We start from the raw sequence: 15,428 nt of genomic DNA, 5'->3' as shown, positions 1-15,428 counted from the left end.
CGAGGACTTTTCCATGAGCAATGTCATTCGCCTGCTTTCCGCCACCGCCATCGGCCTTGCGCTCGCCGGCGCCGCCCATGCCGAAACGCTGACGGTCTACACCGCCGGCCCCGGCAGCCTGATCAAGAAGCTTGCCGCCGGTTACACCGAAACCACGGGCAACGATGTCGAAGTCTTCCAAGCCACCACCGGCAAGGTCATGGCGCGTCTGGCCGCCGAAGCCGCCAACCCGATCGCCGACGTCGTCATCTCCGCTTCGTGGGACACCGCGACCCAGTTCGACAGCGAAGGCCTGCTGCTCGACTACACCAGCCCCAACGCCGCGACCGTTCCGGATTTCCTGAAGGCCGACGACTACGTCGCCCAGGGCATTTCCGCGCTCGCCATCGCCTGGAACACCAACAGCGGCACGCCCGAGCCTTCCGACTGGTCCGATCTCGCCAAGCCGGAATACAAGGACCTCGTCACCATGCCCGATCCGGCAAGCTCCGGTTCGGCCTATGAGCTCGTCTCTGCCCTGACGGCCGCGCCCGGCATCGGCTGGGAGCTCTTCGAAGGCCTCGCCGAAAACGACATGATCGTCCCCGGCGCCAACGCCGAAGCGCTGAACCCGGTTCTGCAGGGCGCCAAGGCCGTCGTCTTCGGCGCTGTCGACTACCAGTCCTTCGACCAGATCGACAATGGCGAGAGCATCAAGGTCATCTTCCCGACGACCGGCACCGTCATTGCCCCGCGTCCGATGATGATCCTGAAGTCCTCGGAGCATCAGGACGCCGCCAAGGCGTTCATCGACTACGTGCTTTCCGAAGACGGCCAGGCGATCGTCGCCTCGACCCACCTGATGCCGGCGCGCGCCGATATCGGCGCCGACCGTCCGCTGATCTCCGACCTGAAGCTGCTCGACGCCGACGCCTCGGCCGACCGCCAGGCGACGCTCGACCAGTTCTCCGGTCTGTTCAAGTAAGCGGATGATGTTCCGGCGTCGACACAATGCGGATGAAACCGGGGGCGGCGGCATTGCCGCCCTCGTCATTCCTGCGCTCCTCATCCTGATTGCATGGCCGCTGCTGTTCATCATCCTGCAGGCCATCTTCCCGCATATCGGGCGGGGAGCCCTCGACGCACCGTTCTCGCTTTTCGGCAAGACGCTTGCCGATCCGCGCCTTGTCGAATGGACGCTCAACACGCTGAAGCTTGGCGCCGGCGTGGTCTGTGGCGCCGCCCTCATCGGCGTACCGCTCGGCCTCTTGCGCGGGCTCTTCAAGGTGCCGTTCGCGGCGGTCTGGGACCTTCTGTTCCTGGTGCCCTTCACCATACCGCCCTATATCGCAGCCCTTGGCTGGATCTTCGCGCTGCAGCGCCGCGGCTATGTCGACCAGCTGTTCGGCTTCAATCTCGGTCACATGCTGTTTTCCTACTGGGGCGTCGTCTTCGTCATGACGCTGAACGTGTTCCCGGTGGTCTATTTCGCGGTCTCGCGCAGCGTCGCCGCCGTCTCCGGACGATATCTCGAGGCGGCCCGCGTCAGCGGCGCCTCCGCCCGCGTCAGCTTCTTCCGCATTCTCCTGCCGCTGTCATTGCCCGCGATCGCGGCAGGCCTGCTACTGGTCTTCGCCATGTCGATCGAGGAGTTCGGCACGCCGGCGGTGCTGGCAGCACGTTCCGGCTTCCTGGTGCTGGTGACCGGCGTCGAGCAGCGGCTTTCCGATTATCCGATCGACCTGCCGGGCGCCTCGATCCTCTCGATCATCCTCGTTCTGCTGGCGCTTTCGGCCTTTGTCGGCCAGCACTGGCTGGTCAACCGCAAGGATTTCGGCTCGATGTCGGGCAAGCCTTCGCGCCAGGAGCTGAAACCGCTCGGCCGCTACGCACCGCTGGTGCTCGCCTTCTTCTTCGCCGTCGCGCTTGCCGGAACCTTCGCGCCGATCGCCAGCGTGCTCGCCACCGCCTCGACCCGGACGATCTCCGGCGGACTTGCGGTCGACAACCTGTCGCTCAAGCATTTCCGCGACCTCGCCGACCAATCGAGCGGCGCGCTGGAGGCGCTGACGACGAGCTTCACGCTCGGCATCGGCACGGCGCTGATCACCGGCATGCTCGGCGTGCTGACGGCGCTGGTGACGGTGCGACGGAAGACGCCGATGGCGCGCTTTCTGGATTTCCTCAGTCTCGTGCCGAACACCATTCCCGGCATCGTCATCGCCGTCGGGCTGATCCTCGCATGGTCTCAGCCCTGGCTGCCGGTGACCGTCTACAACACGCCCTGGGTGCTGGTCTTCGCCTATTGCTGCCTGCTTCTGCCCTATACCGTGCGCTATGCGACGACGGCGGTGCGCCAGCTCGGCACCGGCCTCGAGAATGCCGCCCGCGTCAGCGGCGCCCGGCCATTCGCCGTCCTGTTCCGCATCGTCATTCCGCTGATCCTGCCGAGCATGGTCGCCGCCATGCTGCTGGTCTTCGCCGTCGCCTCGCGCGAACTGGTGGCGACCGTGCTGCTGGCGCCGCTCGGCACCTCGACGATCGCCACCTTCATCTGGGGCCAGTTCGAGCAGGGATCGGTCGGCCTCGGCATGGCGATGAGCTCCGTCGCCATCCTGGTGACGCTGACCGTTCCGGCTCTCGCGACGCTGATCACCCGCCGGTTCTCGACGGGTGGGGCAGCAGGTTTCTAAATGCCGAAATTGTCCTAGTACATTAACGACGGCAGGCCGGTCGATAGCACCGGGAAGGCGCAAACCAGCACCAGAACGACCAGCGGCGGAATGAGCCAGGGCAGGATTGCCACCGCCAGTCGCTGGAACTTGATGTTGCCGACCTGGGCGACGATGAACAGCGCCATGCCCATGGGCGGCGTCAGGATCGAGATCATCAGGTTCAGCACCACGATAATGCCGAAATGGACCGGATCGATGCCGAAGCCGGCCGCGATCGGGATCAGGATCGGCACCACGATCAGCAAGATCACCAGGCTTTCGATGAAGGCGCCAAGGACGAAGATCATCAGATTGACGGCAATCAGGAACATCACGGGCCCGTCAGCAATCGACAGGAACAGCTGGGCAATCTGCTGCGGGGCCTGTTCGCGGGCAAGCACGAAGCCCATCAGACTGACGCCGGCGACGATGGTGGCGATCGCGGACGATGTCGCGGCCGTGTCGTAGATCGCATCCCAGAGCTTGCGCAACGTCAGCTCGCGATAGAACAGAAGATCGATCGCGATCGCATAGAGCACCGTGACGGCAGCCGATTCGGTCGGCGAGAAATAGCCGGAGAAAATGCCCCCAACGATGACAACAGGCGTCAGCAGCGCCGGCAGCGAGCCGATGAAGCGACGGCCGATTTCACCCATGGTGGCACGCTCGTCGACCGGATAGTTCCTGCGGCGGGCAAGAATGAAGACCATGACCATTAGCGCGATCGCGCACATCACGCCCGGCACCACACCACCGAGGAACAGCGCGCCGATGGAAGTGCCGGAAATCACGCCGTAGAGTACCATGGTGATCGACGGCGGCACCAGCGGGCCGATCATCGAGGAGGCGGCGGTGACGGCGCCTGCGAACTCGTCGTCGTAGCCCGCTTCCCGCATCGCCTGGATTTCCATCTTGCCGAGGCCGCCAGCATCGGCCATCGCCGAACCGGACATGCCGGAGAAGAATAGCGAGGCAAGCACGTTCACATGGCCGAGCCCGCCCGGCACGTGGCCGATCAGCGCCCGGGCAAATCCGAAGAGCTGCTTGGCGATACCGGCCGAATTGAGGATCGCGGCGGCGAGAATAAACAGCGGCACAGCCAAAAGCGGGAAGGAATTGAGACCATCCACCATGCGCTGCGCGGCAAAGGTGATCCCCATACCGGAATAATAGAAATAGCCCATCGACACGAAGATCATGGCGACGCCGACCGGCACGCCAATGAGAACGAGCAGCAGCCAGCCAAGGGCGACGGTGGTCAGGATCACAGCACAACCCCTTCACCCTGCCGGCTGCCAATGCCGATCAGCCTCAGGACAATGCGGATCAGCACGAAGACGAGGCCGACGAGCGCTGCGAGATAGAGCATGCCATCCGACACCGGCAGCGTCACCGAGGCATTGGCCCAGGTGCGCATCACCGTCTTGAAGCCAATCCAGACGAGATGGGCGACGATCCCGAGATAGACGAGGTCGATGAGCGTGAAGAGCCAGGCCTTGGCCTTCGGGCCGAGAAACCCGGTGAGCAGGTCCATCCGGAGCTGGCTGTCGGTCCGCTCGACCTCGCCAATGCCGATGAAGGCCATCCACACCCAGAGCCAGCGGGCCAGTTCCTCCGTCCAGACCGGCCCCCTGAAGAGCGGCGTCCGACCGAAGATCTGGATTGCGAGGACGACGATGAGTGCGATGAAGATCAGCGCCGCAAGCGTGCCCTCAAGCGAATATCTGCGTAGATCCGACATGGGAAATGTCCAGGCTGTTTCGAGATGACCATCGCGGCCGCCGCGGGAGAGAGGTGCGGCGGCCGGCTGAGGCAGAAGCCTTATTCGGAGGCCGTGATCTCGGCGATCGAGCCCTTGCCGAACTTCTCCTCGAGCTCATCGTAGTAACCCTGCATTGCAGTACGGAAAGGCTCGAGATCGGGACGCGTGATCGTCAAACCGGCTTCCTCGAACTTGGTGAGCAAAGCTTCCTCCGCCGCGAAGTTGGCAGCATCCGTGACTTCGCCACCGGCCTTGGCCGCCTCGACCAGCCAGTTCTGCTCCTCCTCGCTGAGGCTTTCCCAGGTCTTCAGCGAAACCTGGATCGCCTGCGAGGCGATGAAGTGGTTGGTGATCGCGATCGCCTTCTGTACTTCGTAGAATTTCATCGCCTCGATGGTCGGCAGCGGGTTTTCCTCGGCATCGACCTGATTGGTCTGCAGCGCGAGATAGACTTCCGCGAAGGCGACCGGCGCCGGTGTCGCGCCGACGGCATCGGCGTAGGCGATCAGGAAGGGCACGTTGGGCGTGCGCATGCGCAGGCCCTTCAGGTCCTCGATCGAATTGATGGTCTTGTTGGCCGTGGTCTGGCGGGTTCCAAGATACCAGAGGTCGACGATCTTGACGCCTTGCTCCTCGAACTTCGCTTCCATCTTCTGCCCCCACGGGCCGGCGACGACCTTTTCGAGCGCGGGGAAGTCCGGCACCACGTAAGGCGCGCCGATCAGGGAAAGTTCCGGAATGACATAGGACATATCCGGATAGCCGGTCGTCGTCATGTCGAGTTCGCCGGCCTGCAGCATCGCCACCATGGCCTTGAAGTCGCCAAGCTGGGACGCCGGGAAAAGTTTGACGGTCATGTCACCGCCCGACAGCGTCTCCAGCTTTTCCTTGAAGGCCTCCATCCCCTTGTAGACGTTCGAATTCTCGTTTTCCTGTGACCCGAAGGTGATTTCGCGGGCTTCAGCAGCGCCCGCCACCATGGCCAGGATGGCCGTTGCGGCCAATAGTGTCTTCAGCATTTCAACTCCTCCGTAAACGTCGTTTTGCCCGTCAGTTGTCCCCTGTGGGCTTCTTCAGGATCAGCCGGTCCCGGAACGAGCGGGCCAGATGGCGGTCCATCTCGTCCGTTGCGGTATTGGCGTCGCCCCTGATCAGGGCGTCGAAGATCGCGTGATGCTCGTCCCAGACGATCCGGTCATGGGTAACCGGGTCGCGCTCGGCCGGGCGGGCCGCAAGCATTTCGGAAACGAACATGTCGTGCAGGGTCAAGATCACCGGGTTCGCCGCCACCTCGACGATGGCGCGGTGAAACATGATGTCGGTGCTCGCAAAGCGCGGCGTGCCGATCGCCTCCTGGTTCGCATCGAGTGCGGCACGGATGCGGGCAATGTCGAGCTTGCGGGCCCTCACCGCCGCCTCCCGGACGGCGCCGACCTCGATGAAGCTTCGCATCTGCTCGAGATGCGCGTTCGATTCCACATCGCCGAGAATGTCGCGGATGATACCGCCAGCATTGCGCAGCACGTCGGAGATCAGCGGACGGCGTGCACGTGGGCGCCTGCCGCCGCCGGCATCGAGATAGCCGCGGTGCTGGATCAGCGCCAGCGCCTCGCGAATGGTCGGCCGCGAGGCGTCGAACCGCAGGCAGAGGTCCCGTTCGGTCGGCAGGACATCGTCCTCGCCGATCTCGCCGCGACGGATTTCGCGCACCAGCACATCGGCGATGTCCTGCGCGGATTGCCGGTTTGCGGGCATCCTTTCGGTTTCCTGATGGGGCTCGATCTCTGCCATAGCTCGGCTTTCTCGCTCTTCTCGTTACAATTTCTTAGTTTTGGTAATACCATATTTTTTTATTGTCAATCCATATGAAGATGCGGCATAGATATGCGAAACCAAATCAGGACATGCCGCCATGAAATCGCTCTCCGGAATTTACGCCGCCCTTCTGACCGCCATGGATGACACGGGCGGGTTCTCACCCGAGCGGCAGCGCGCACTCGATGCCTATGTCCTGCGCCAGGGACAAAAGGGCCTTTATGTCGCGGGCAGCAGTGGCGAATCCGGCATGCTGGAAAGCGGCGAGCTTGCCGAGGTCATGGCCGTTGTCGCCGAGGACGCGAAGGGCAGCGACGCGACACTGATCGCCCATGTCGGCCTGCCCTCGCTGCGCGCCTCCACCATGCTGGCGAAGGAAGCGGAGAAGCGCGGCTATCACGCGCTTTCGGCCCTGCCGCCGCACAGCTACCCGTTCTCGGACGGCGAGATCCTCGCCTACTATCGCGAACTCTGCCGGGCGACCTCGCTGCCGCTGATCGTCTACGAAATTCCCGCGCGCACCGGCCGGCCGCTGCCGACGCCGCTTCTGCTCGAAATTCTCGACCTGCCGAATGTCGCGGGCCTCAAGTTCTCGTCGATGGACCTGTTCAAGTTCTGCACGCTGCGCCGTGCCCGTCCCGACAAGGTGTTCTACTTCGGCTATGACGAGGCTTACGGCGCGGCCGCGGCGCTCGGTACGGATGGCGGCATCGGCACGACCTACAATCTTTTCGGCCGCCTCTATGTCGCGATCGACGCAGCGCTTCTCGCCTCCGATATCGCCACAGCGCAGCGGCTGCAGACAATCTCGCAGCGTTTCGTCGAAATTCTTGTCGAGACCGGGGTCATGCCGGGCATGAAGGTGGCACTCAGGCTGCGCGGCATTGATGCCGGCCCATCACGTGCGCCGATGCTTCTGAAGGCGGCCGATGCGGAGAAGCGGCTCGCTGCCTTCCTCGCGGAACCGGACGTTGCCGAGTGGCTCGCCTGACGAAAAGATAGCAAAAAGGCCCGCCAGATCGCTCCGGCGGGCCTTTTGTTTGCAAGATTGCGGACGGCCTATCGCGGCTCGCTGTGCAAGCCCTTGATGATGGCGAAGCACGCCAGCAGCAAGATGATTGTGAAGGGGAAGCCGGTCGAGACCGCCATCGCCTGCAACGCCGTCAGGCCACCGCCGAGAAGCAGCGCAATTGCCACCAGACCCTCGAAGCTTGCCCAGAACACGCGCTGGGGAACCGGCGCATCGACCTTGCCGCCGGCGGTGATCGTGTCGATGACGATCGAGCCGGAGTCCGACGAGGTGACGAAGAACACGATGACCAGCACGATGCCGATGAACGAGGTGATCTGCTGCAGCGGCAGTTGCTCCAGCATCACGAACAGCTTCAGGTCCAGCGGTGCATCAGCAAGATCCTGATAGTTGTTGACGATGATCTCGTGGATCGCGGTATCGCCGAATACGGTCATCCAGACGATCGACACCAGCGACGGGATGATCAGCACGCAGGTCAGGAATTCGCGCACGGTGCGGCCGCGCGAAACGCGGGCGATGAACATGCCGACGAAGGGCGACCAGGAAATCCACCAGGCCCAGTAGAACGACGTCCAGCCATCCATGAAGTTCGTGTCGGTGCGGCCGAACGGGTTGGCGAGCTCCGGCAGGTAGCGGGCATAATCGACGAAGTTCGAAACCAGACCGCTGAGAATATAGGTGGTCGGTCCGACCAGGATCACGAAGCCGAGCAGCAATGCGGCAAGGATCATGTTGAGCTGCGACAGGCGCTGAACGCCCGCATCCATGCCGGCGACCACGGAGGTGAGCGCCACGCCGGTGATGCAGACAATCAGGATGACCTTCGACACCTCGTTGACCGGCAGGCCGAAGATGTGGTTGAGGCCGGCATTGGCCTGCTCGGCGCCGATGCCGAGCGATGTCGCAAGGCCAAAGAGCGTTGCCAGGACCGCCAGAATATCGATGATGTGGCCGATCCAGCCCCAGACCCGTTCGCCAAAGATCGGATAGAAAACCGAGCGAACCGAGAGCGGAAGGCCCTTGTTGTAGGAAAACAGCGCCAGTGCCAGCGCGACGATGGCGTAAATCGCCCAGGGATGCAGCGCCCAGTGGAAGATGGTTGCCGCCATGGCAAGGCTCTTCGCCGCCGCCTCATCGCCCGGCGCACCGCCGAGCGGGGCCCAGCTTTCCGGAGTTCCGGCATCCTGCGCGATCGATGTCGTATAATGCGAAATCGGCTCCGAGACACCGTAGAACATCAGGCCGATACCCATGCCGGCGGCAAACAGCATCGCAAACCAGCCGGAATAGGAATAATCGGGAGTGGCGTCGGAGCCGCCGAGCCGGATCTTGCCGTAGGGGGAGAAGATAAGAACGATGCCGAGCAGAACGAAGACGTTGCCGGCCAGCAGGAAGAACCAGTCGAACGTCGATGTCAGCCAATCACGCAGGCCGTTGAAGACAGTGCCAGCCTGTTCCTGAAATGCCAGCGTCACCAGCACGAAGGCAACCACCAAAAGCCCAGAGATCAGAAAGACCGGATTGTGAACGTCGAGCCCGAACGGGCCGATATTGGTGGTGATATTGTCCTGGCCGATCTCATAATCGGTCTCGATCAGGTCGGTTTCGCCTTCCGGCTGGGGGATCCCCGTATCGCTCATGAAGTCCTCTCCTGTTGTTCAATAACGCATCCTCCGGCCAGATGCCGGCCCGGATGCACTGTCTCGTTTCAGATCGTCTGCCTGACGCCATGTCGCCGCCCCGAACGGGCAGTCTCAGCCCCGGACCAGATAGACCGATGCGCGCGTATGCGTCGCGAGCTGGCCGCCATGCGAATGCATGAAGTGATCCGCCAGATTGGGCACATGCGTGGCCATGACGACAAGATCGGCACCGATTTCGTCTACGGCGCGGGCGAGCGATTGGTTCAGGTCGGTCGCCGGATCATGCGAGATCACCGCATGGATTTCGGCGGAAACGCCGTGCTTGGCCATCTCGCCTTCGGCAAAAGCCTTGAGCTTTGCCTCGTATTCCCTGGGATTGTGCCCGAGCGCTCCGGGCAAGGAGGATGTAACGCCGACATAGACAAGCGGCGCATTATACAATTTCGAAATATCCGCCGCGGCTGTAAGCGCTCGCTGCAGTTTATCGGCGTGCGCCAGATCGACGGGCACCATAATCTTTTTGAACATACTGAATTCCGGCCCCTATCCGGATCCGGGCTTGGGCACCCGAATATTTCCTTTCTGTGGAATGGCGCCACACGGGATAAAGTTCCCCAGCTCTATTCAGCCGCGCGGCATGCGAAATACTTCAACTGCACTATCATGCCCGACAGAGTGTTGCAAACCGCTGGGACAAGGGCGGCCTCAGCAGCTCAGAGAAAATGCCGCGCCGCCTCGATCAGCAGGCGATCAGAACCCGCTCTGGCAACGAGCGAAAGACCAAGCGGTGCCCCGGACATGACCGCAAAAGGCAGGGTGAGCTGCGGCAGACCTCCATGGCCGGCAATCGACAGCAATGTCAGCGCCTTGCTGCGGAATTGCTCGAGGGCGCCGTCCGTGTCCGTCAGCAAGGGAGCCGGTCCCGGCGCCGTCGGGTAAACGAGCACGACACCTGGCTTCAGCACCGCATCGAGATGCTCGCTCAGCGCCGACCGCTTGGCCCTGGCGGTGGCGAAATCCTGGTCGGTGAGATCAGCGGCAAGTGCGAAGCGCTCAAGTATCCCCGGACCGAAATCGGGGTTGCGCCGCTCGATGAAGGCACCGAAGGTCTGCCACGCCTCCCATCCCTGATGGAGGCGGAAGACCGGGAGCAAATCGGCGCGCATCGCGGCATCGAGAAGCTGCCCGTCGTTGCGATCGCCGCGCGGCAGGGCCTCCTTGAGCGCGGCTGCGGCCTCGCCATCGGCCAGCCGCCAAAGATCGGCCGGGTAGACGAAGCGGAGATCATCGCCGGCCTCCTGTCCGTCGCAAAAGACATCGGCGAGGCTTTCCATCGTTTCGAGATCGCGGGTCATGAAGCCCGGCACATCGTAGCTCGGCGCAAGTGGCAGGATGCCGTCAGCGGGGATCAGCCCGTGGGTCGGGCGCCAGCCGAACAGGCCGCAGAAGGCGGATGGCAGACGCACCGAGCCGCCGGTATCCGTGCCGAGCCCGATGTCCACCAGATTTGCGGCCACCGCCGAGACCGAGCCGGATGAGGAACCGCCGGGCACACGCGACGGCGCGACCGGGTTTTCCGGCGTGCCATAGCGAGCATTGATGCCCATCAGCGAATAGGCGAGCTCATCCATCTGCGTCTTGCCGACGAGCGTCGCACCGGCATCAAGAAGCCTTTCGACCACCGTGGCATTTGCCTCGGCCGGACTCTGCTCCTCCGCCCATTCCGGATTGCCGCCGCCGGTGACATAACCCGCGACATCGCAATTGTCCTTGACCGCGACGGAGAGCCCGGCAAGCGGGCCATCCTGGGCCGGACCGGCGATCGGTGTTTCGAAACGGGTGACGAAAGGGCCGCAGCGTGTCGTCATCGGGCGCTCCTGACATTGACGAAGGCCGGCCTGCGGCCGGCATGCGTCAGTCTTTCAGGAAAAGCCCCTCGCTGGCAAGAAGGCGCGATGTCTTTTCGGCAAGGAGCCTCAGGCTTCCTCAAGCTGCGGCAGGATCTGCAGTTCGTAGAGCCGGCGATAGGGACCGTTATGCGACAGCAGTTCCTTCTGCGGACCCTGCTCCAGAATCCGGCCGGAATCGAGCACGACGATGTTGTCGGCCGATGCGATCGTCGCAAGTCTGTGGGCGATGACGATCGTGGTGCGGTCCTTGGTCAGGCGCTTCAACGCATCCTGCACCTGCGCCTCGGCATGCGAATCGAGCGCGCTCGTCGCCTCGTCAAGGATCAGGATATCGGCATTGCGCAGCATGGCGCGGGCAATGGCAAGGCGCTGCTTCTGCCCGCCTGAAAGGCTTCCGCCGTTTTCGCCGACCGCCGAATCGTAGCCGTTCGGCATGTTCATGATGAAATCATGCGCATGCGCGGACTTCGCCGCCTCGATCATCTCTTCTTCGGTTGAATTTTCGCGGCCGACCATCAGGTTCTCGCGCACCGTGCCGTTGAACAGGAAGGTATCCTGCCCGACGTAAGACATGTGCGAGCGAAGCGAAGCGAAGGAAATCTCCCTCAGATCCATGCCATTGACGGTGATCACGCCCTCATCGGGATCGAAGAGCCGCATGACGAGGTTAATGATCGTCGACTTGCCGCCGCCCGAAGCACCGACCAGCGCGGTCGTCTTGCCCGCCGGGAAGCTGAGGTTGAGGTTTTCAAACAGCCGGTTCGATGCGTCGTAGGAGAAGCCGACATTATCAAAGACAATCTCGCCACGGCCGGGCGGAACATCCTTGGGGTTGTCGCTTTCCTCGAGCCGGATCGGATGATCCTTGATCTCGTACATCATCTTGACACCGACCATGCCGGCTTCAAGGTTGATGCGCATCCGCGCCAGCCGCTTGGCAGGCTCGTAGGCGAGAAGCAGCGCGGTGATGAATGACATCAGTTCGCCCGGCGTCTTGCCACCGTCAACGACCCAGAAGCCGCTGAGCGCGATCACGCCGGCGATGGCGAGCCCCGAAAGCGTTTCCATGATCGGGCTGGACGCAGCCGAGAGCCGCGCGATGCTGTTGGCACGTTGTTCGACCTGACCAACGTATTTCTCCATGCGCGCACGCATGTAGTTCTCAAGGCCGAAAGCCTTGATGATGCGGACACCGGTGGTCATTTCCTGAACGTTCTGGATGATCATGCCGAGGGAGGCAAGTTCCTGCTGCATGATCTCGCGGACCTTCAGCGTGAGATAACGCACACCAATGAAGGCCGCCGGACCGATGACAAAGGAAACCAGCGTCAGGATCGGCTGCTGGATGATCATGACCGCCATCAGGCCGATAAGCGAGAACAGGTCGCGGATCGCCGAGGTCAGGACGAGGTCCATGACAGTGCGCGCAGCCTGAGCATTGTTCGTCAGCCGCATCACCAGTTCCGAGGACGGATACTTCATGAAGAAGTTCAGATCCTGCTGGAGGATACGGTCGAAGATGCGGTTCTGCGTGGTGGCAATAATCGAATTGCCAGCCTTGCTGAGGATCACCATCTGCACATAGGTGGCAAGGCCCTTGACGGTAAAGATCAAGGCAACGCCGCCGGCGAGCATCAGGACACGCTCGAGATTCTGCGAAACCACCGTCTCGTTGACGATGTCCTTCATGATCCAGGCGGACAGCGATGTCATGCCCGCGATGATGAACATCGCAACGGTTGCGATGCCGTACCATGGCGCCTGGGCGCGCAGATTTTCGGACAGGAGGCGGTAGAGCAGGCTGCGGTTGGCTCTCGGCAGAAACCGGGCCAGTATGGCATTCCATAGCCGCTGGAACGGACCAGACTTGCTGGTCGGCGTTTGCATCAACATGTCAGGTTTGGCGCTTTTCAAAAACAAAACTTTGCGCGTTCATGCGCACCCTGTTTCTCGGGTTGTTGGGCTGACAGATAGGCCAATCGACTTGCGAGAGCAAGACACACCGACCGAAAGGTCACTTTCATCGCCTCCTGAAAAAGTGGGTTATCCCTTTAGAAAACAGAGTTTTATGTCGTTTTGACGGCTGATATGCGATTGCCGCGCACGTGCGATTTCGATCGTCCTGGGTTCATTCGGCAACAGTGTGAAGCAGTTTTCGCTGTAGATGTCGTCGCCGCCGTGATCATAGGTCACGAAAAGCGCCGGCCTGTCGGTGGAAAGCGTGATGCGCCCATCCTCACGGGTGACCGTGATTTCCGGGGCCCCGAAGCCATAGGCCTTTGGCCGCAACGGAAGATACTCATTTGCGCCCGAAATGGCACCGGTCTCATCCTTCCAGTCGAAGACCAGGAAGGCGCTATCGGCTAGATCGCCGGCCGCAACGCGCGCCACCTCTACCACCCGACCGGGCGTCGTGACCACATCATTGCGGCCGATCTCCCAGACGGCGTTGGTCGCGACATCAACGCCGCGAAGACGAACCGCAATCCGGCGGTCTTCGGAAAGGTCGGAAACGGCAAGCAGTACAATATCGCCGGTATCGGGATCCGGCTGCGCGGTCACCAGAATGTCGGCGAAGAAACGCCGGGCGAGATAGTGCGTGGCCTTCCAGCCACCGCCATATTCGAGGCTCGCCCAGCTTGCCACAGGCCAGGTGTCGTTGAGCTGCCAGTAGAGCGTGCCCATGGTTCGCGGTTTGTTGGCGCGCCAGAATTCGATCGCCGTCTTCATCGCCAGCCCGTGAGAAAGCTGGCTCAGATAGACCATATCCTCGAAGCCGTCCGGAAAGCGGAAATAGCGGGCGATGGTCTCGACGATGCGGCTGTTGCCGCCCTGGTTGCGCTGGTGGACATCCATGACGGCTGATGAGACGTTGCGATCCTGCGGCTCGGTAAAGCTCTCGATCACCCGCATCGAGGGGAAGGACTGGAAGCCGAATTCGGAGCAGAAGCGCGGCCGGACACTGCGGTAGTGCTCAAAGTCCTTCGCCGAGTGCCAGACGTCCCAGAAATGCATGTCGCCGGACGTGTCCACATGCCAGCCATCGCCGAAATCGAGCCGGCCGACCGACGGTGATGACGGCCAGAAGGGAATGCCGATATCCTCGTCTTCGACGGCTTCCTCGATGGCATGGTTGAGCCGGTCGTAAATCGCGAGGTAACGGTCGCGATTGGAGCGCGTCTCGTCATACCATTTGAGCGCGCCGACCAGTTCGTTGTCACCACACCAGAGCGCCATCGCGGCAAAACGCGACAGCCGGCGAAGCTGCTGGCGGGCCTCCCTGCGCACCAGATCCAGCCAGTGGCGATCATGGGCGGGGTAGAGATTGCAGGCGAACATGAAGTCGTGCCAGACCATCAGGCCGAGCTCGTCGCAAAGCTCATAGAACCAGTCGGCCTCGTACTGGCCGCCGCCCCAAACGCGGATCATGTTCATATTGGCATCGACAGCGGACTGCAGCAGGTCGCGTATCTGGTCGGGCGTCGCGCGCTCGGGCAGTGCGTCGCCGGGGATCCAGTTGGCGCCCTTCATGAAGATCTCGCGGCCGTTGATGCGGAAGGCAAAGCGGTTGCCGATCTCGTCGGCGCCGGTGAGAAGTTCGACTTTCCTGAGGCCGATACGGAAGTGCCGGGTTTCGCCTGCAAGCGAGACGGACAGATCGTAGAATTCCTGCGCCCCCTGCCCGGCCGGCCACCAGAGCCGGGGATTGTCGACGCGCACGGAAAGCGTCACCCGGTTGTCGCCGGGGAAGGCCCGCATCGCGCCGGTCACACGCTTGCCGTCGATTTCCACAACTGCCTCCGCATTGAACGGTGCAAAGGCATGCGCATGGAGGGTGACGTCGAGGCCGACCGTGCCGTCGCCGTGGCGCTGGCGGATGGCGACATCGTCGAGCCGCAGGTTTCCGGTCCTGACCAGGCTGATATCACCATAAAAACCGAGCGGCGACAGCGCGATATTCCAGTCCCAGCCGCCATGGCACTGGGTCTTGCGCAGGAAGTTCAGGTGGCCGATGCGGCTGTTGGCCGCCATGTAGGGCATCGATATGGCGGAGGCTTCGGCGCGCTTGCGCCCTTCCTCGGTGTTGGAAAGGAAACGCACGGTAACGCGGTTTTCACCGGCCTGCAGCAGATCGGTGACATCGAGGTCCTGACGGAGAAACTGGCTTTCGCAGAAGCCAGCCGACCGGCCGTTGACGCTCACCTCGGCAAGGCAGTCGATGCTCTCGAAGCGCAGCGTGTAGCGCCCCTCACCGACCGCATCCAAAGAAAAGGCCTTCTTCGCGATCCAGACCGTTTGATGCACCCAGTCGAGCGCGGTTTCCGTGTCGCGCCAGTAGGGATCGCTGATCTTGCCGGCGGCGAGCAGCGCGGAATGGACGTCGCCGGGCACGGAAAGCGCAATGGGCTCGCTTGCCCCCTCGGCAACCACCGTCCATCCGTCATTGAGGTTGAGATGTTCCGCTGCTGCCGTCATGGTGATGTCCTCGCTTGCCTGGCGGCCTGTTTCCGGCCGTCTTTCCCGGCGGCAAGGTTTAATCCGTTCGTCGCCGGTTTCAAGGCCGCGGACGTC

At 62.4% G+C, this 15,428-nt stretch carries 12 protein-coding genes; 3 read left to right on the top strand and 9 right to left on the bottom strand.

All coding sequences use genetic code 11. The features are described from left to right. Window positions 1–13: 13 nt before the first annotated feature. Both TM49_RS06730 and TM49_RS06725 read left to right on the top strand, forming a co-directional pair. Window positions 14–964: an ABC transporter substrate-binding protein gene (locus TM49_RS06730; protein WP_045680106.1), complete on the top strand. Its 951-nt coding sequence runs from the start codon at window positions 14–16 to the stop codon at window positions 962–964. Between the two features lie 7 nt (window positions 965–971). Beyond that, on the top strand, window positions 972–2,672 hold the full coding sequence (locus TM49_RS06725; protein ID WP_082074885.1) for an ABC transporter permease: 1,701 nt from the start codon (window positions 972–974) through the stop codon (window positions 2,670–2,672). 14 nt (window positions 2,673–2,686) lie between these two features. Here TM49_RS06725 and TM49_RS06720 read toward each other — a convergent pair whose 3' ends face one another. The 4 genes from TM49_RS06720 to TM49_RS06705 all read right to left on the bottom strand — a co-directional run bounded on the left by TM49_RS06720 (window position 2,687) and on the right by TM49_RS06705 (window position 6,246). Then, complete coding sequence (locus TM49_RS06720; RefSeq protein ID WP_082074643.1) at window positions 2,687–3,961, bottom strand: TRAP transporter large permease; 1,275 nt, start codon at window positions 3,959–3,961, stop codon at window positions 2,687–2,689. Then, window positions 3,958–4,434, bottom strand: a complete 477-nt coding sequence (locus TM49_RS06715; RefSeq protein ID WP_045680104.1) for a TRAP transporter small permease — start codon at window positions 4,432–4,434, stop codon at window positions 3,958–3,960. Before TM49_RS06715 ends, TM49_RS06720 begins: the two co-directional genes overlap by 4 nt. An 80-nt stretch (window positions 4,435–4,514) precedes the next feature. Further along, a complete protein-coding gene (locus TM49_RS06710) occupies window positions 4,515–5,474 on the bottom strand; it encodes a DctP family TRAP transporter solute-binding subunit (protein ID WP_045680102.1) in 960 nt (319 codons plus the stop codon). Window positions 5,475–5,505: 31 nt separating this feature from the next. Continuing rightward, window positions 5,506–6,246, bottom strand: coding sequence for an FCD domain-containing protein (locus TM49_RS06705; protein WP_082074642.1), 741 nt, complete (start codon window positions 6,244–6,246; stop codon window positions 5,506–5,508). 121 nt (window positions 6,247–6,367) lie between these two features. Here TM49_RS06705 and TM49_RS06700 point away from each other — a divergent pair, with 121 nt between their 5' ends. Then, window positions 6,368–7,261 carry a dihydrodipicolinate synthase family protein gene (locus TM49_RS06700; RefSeq protein WP_045680100.1) on the top strand — a complete coding sequence of 298 codons (894 nt, stop codon included), beginning with the start codon at window positions 6,368–6,370 and terminating at the stop codon, window positions 7,259–7,261. A 68-nt stretch (window positions 7,262–7,329) separates the two neighbouring features. Here TM49_RS06700 and TM49_RS06695 read toward each other — a convergent pair whose 3' ends face one another. From TM49_RS06695 to TM49_RS06675, 5 genes are all read right to left on the bottom strand, one after another. Next, entirely contained in the window at window positions 7,330–8,943 is a 1,614-nt protein-coding gene (locus TM49_RS06695; RefSeq protein WP_045680098.1) for a BCCT family transporter, read from the bottom strand. A 114-nt stretch (window positions 8,944–9,057) separates the two neighbouring features. Next, window positions 9,058–9,474, bottom strand: coding sequence for a universal stress protein (locus tag TM49_RS06690; RefSeq protein ID WP_045680097.1), 417 nt, complete (start codon window positions 9,472–9,474; stop codon window positions 9,058–9,060). A 185-nt stretch (window positions 9,475–9,659) separates the two neighbouring features. Continuing rightward, the gene (locus tag TM49_RS06685) at window positions 9,660–10,814 is read right to left on the bottom strand and encodes an amidase (protein WP_045680095.1); all 1,155 of its coding nucleotides are present in this window, start codon (window positions 10,812–10,814) and stop codon (window positions 9,660–9,662) included. Between the two features lie 108 nt (window positions 10,815–10,922). Then, window positions 10,923–12,692, bottom strand: coding sequence for an ABC transporter ATP-binding protein (locus TM49_RS06680; protein WP_045684879.1), 1,770 nt, complete (start codon window positions 12,690–12,692; stop codon window positions 10,923–10,925). Between the two features lie 207 nt (window positions 12,693–12,899). Beyond that, window positions 12,900–15,332 (bottom strand): beta-mannosidase, encoded by a 2,433-nt coding sequence (locus TM49_RS06675; RefSeq protein ID WP_052699730.1) that lies wholly within the window; start codon window positions 15,330–15,332, stop codon window positions 12,900–12,902. Window positions 15,333–15,428 lie beyond the last annotated feature (96 nt).

The organism is Martelella endophytica (assembly GCF_000960975.1).
GTDB classification, from domain to species: Bacteria; Pseudomonadota; Alphaproteobacteria; order Rhizobiales; family Rhizobiaceae; genus Martelella; species Martelella endophytica.
This window is presented reverse-complemented; position numbering and strand designations above follow the sequence as displayed.

What these genes read in the sequence shown, in the direction of transcription:
- TM49_RS06730 (WP_045680106.1), top strand. Translation starts at nt 14, where the DNA reads ATGAGCAATGTCATTCGCCTGCTTTCCGCCACCGCCATCGGCCTTGCG.
- TM49_RS06725 (WP_082074885.1), top strand. Translation starts at nt 972, where the DNA reads ATGTTCCGGCGTCGACACAATGCGGATGAAACCGGGGGCGGCGGCATT.
- TM49_RS06715 (WP_045680104.1), bottom strand. Translation starts at nt 4,434, where the DNA reads ATGTCGGATCTACGCAGATATTCGCTTGAGGGCACGCTTGCGGCGCTG.
- TM49_RS06710 (WP_045680102.1), bottom strand. Translation starts at nt 5,474, where the DNA reads ATGCTGAAGACACTATTGGCCGCAACGGCCATCCTGGCCATGGTGGCG.
- TM49_RS06705 (WP_082074642.1), bottom strand. Translation starts at nt 6,246, where the DNA reads ATGGCAGAGATCGAGCCCCATCAGGAAACCGAAAGGATGCCCGCAAAC.
- TM49_RS06700 (WP_045680100.1), top strand. Translation starts at nt 6,368, where the DNA reads ATGAAATCGCTCTCCGGAATTTACGCCGCCCTTCTGACCGCCATGGAT.
- TM49_RS06695 (WP_045680098.1), bottom strand. Translation starts at nt 8,943, where the DNA reads ATGAGCGATACGGGGATCCCCCAGCCGGAAGGCGAAACCGACCTGATC.
- TM49_RS06690 (WP_045680097.1), bottom strand. Translation starts at nt 9,474, where the DNA reads ATGTTCAAAAAGATTATGGTGCCCGTCGATCTGGCGCACGCCGATAAA.
- TM49_RS06685 (WP_045680095.1), bottom strand. Translation starts at nt 10,814, where the DNA reads ATGACGACACGCTGCGGCCCTTTCGTCACCCGTTTCGAAACACCGATC.
- TM49_RS06675 (WP_052699730.1), bottom strand. Translation starts at nt 15,332, where the DNA reads ATGACGGCAGCAGCGGAACATCTCAACCTCAATGACGGATGGACGGTG.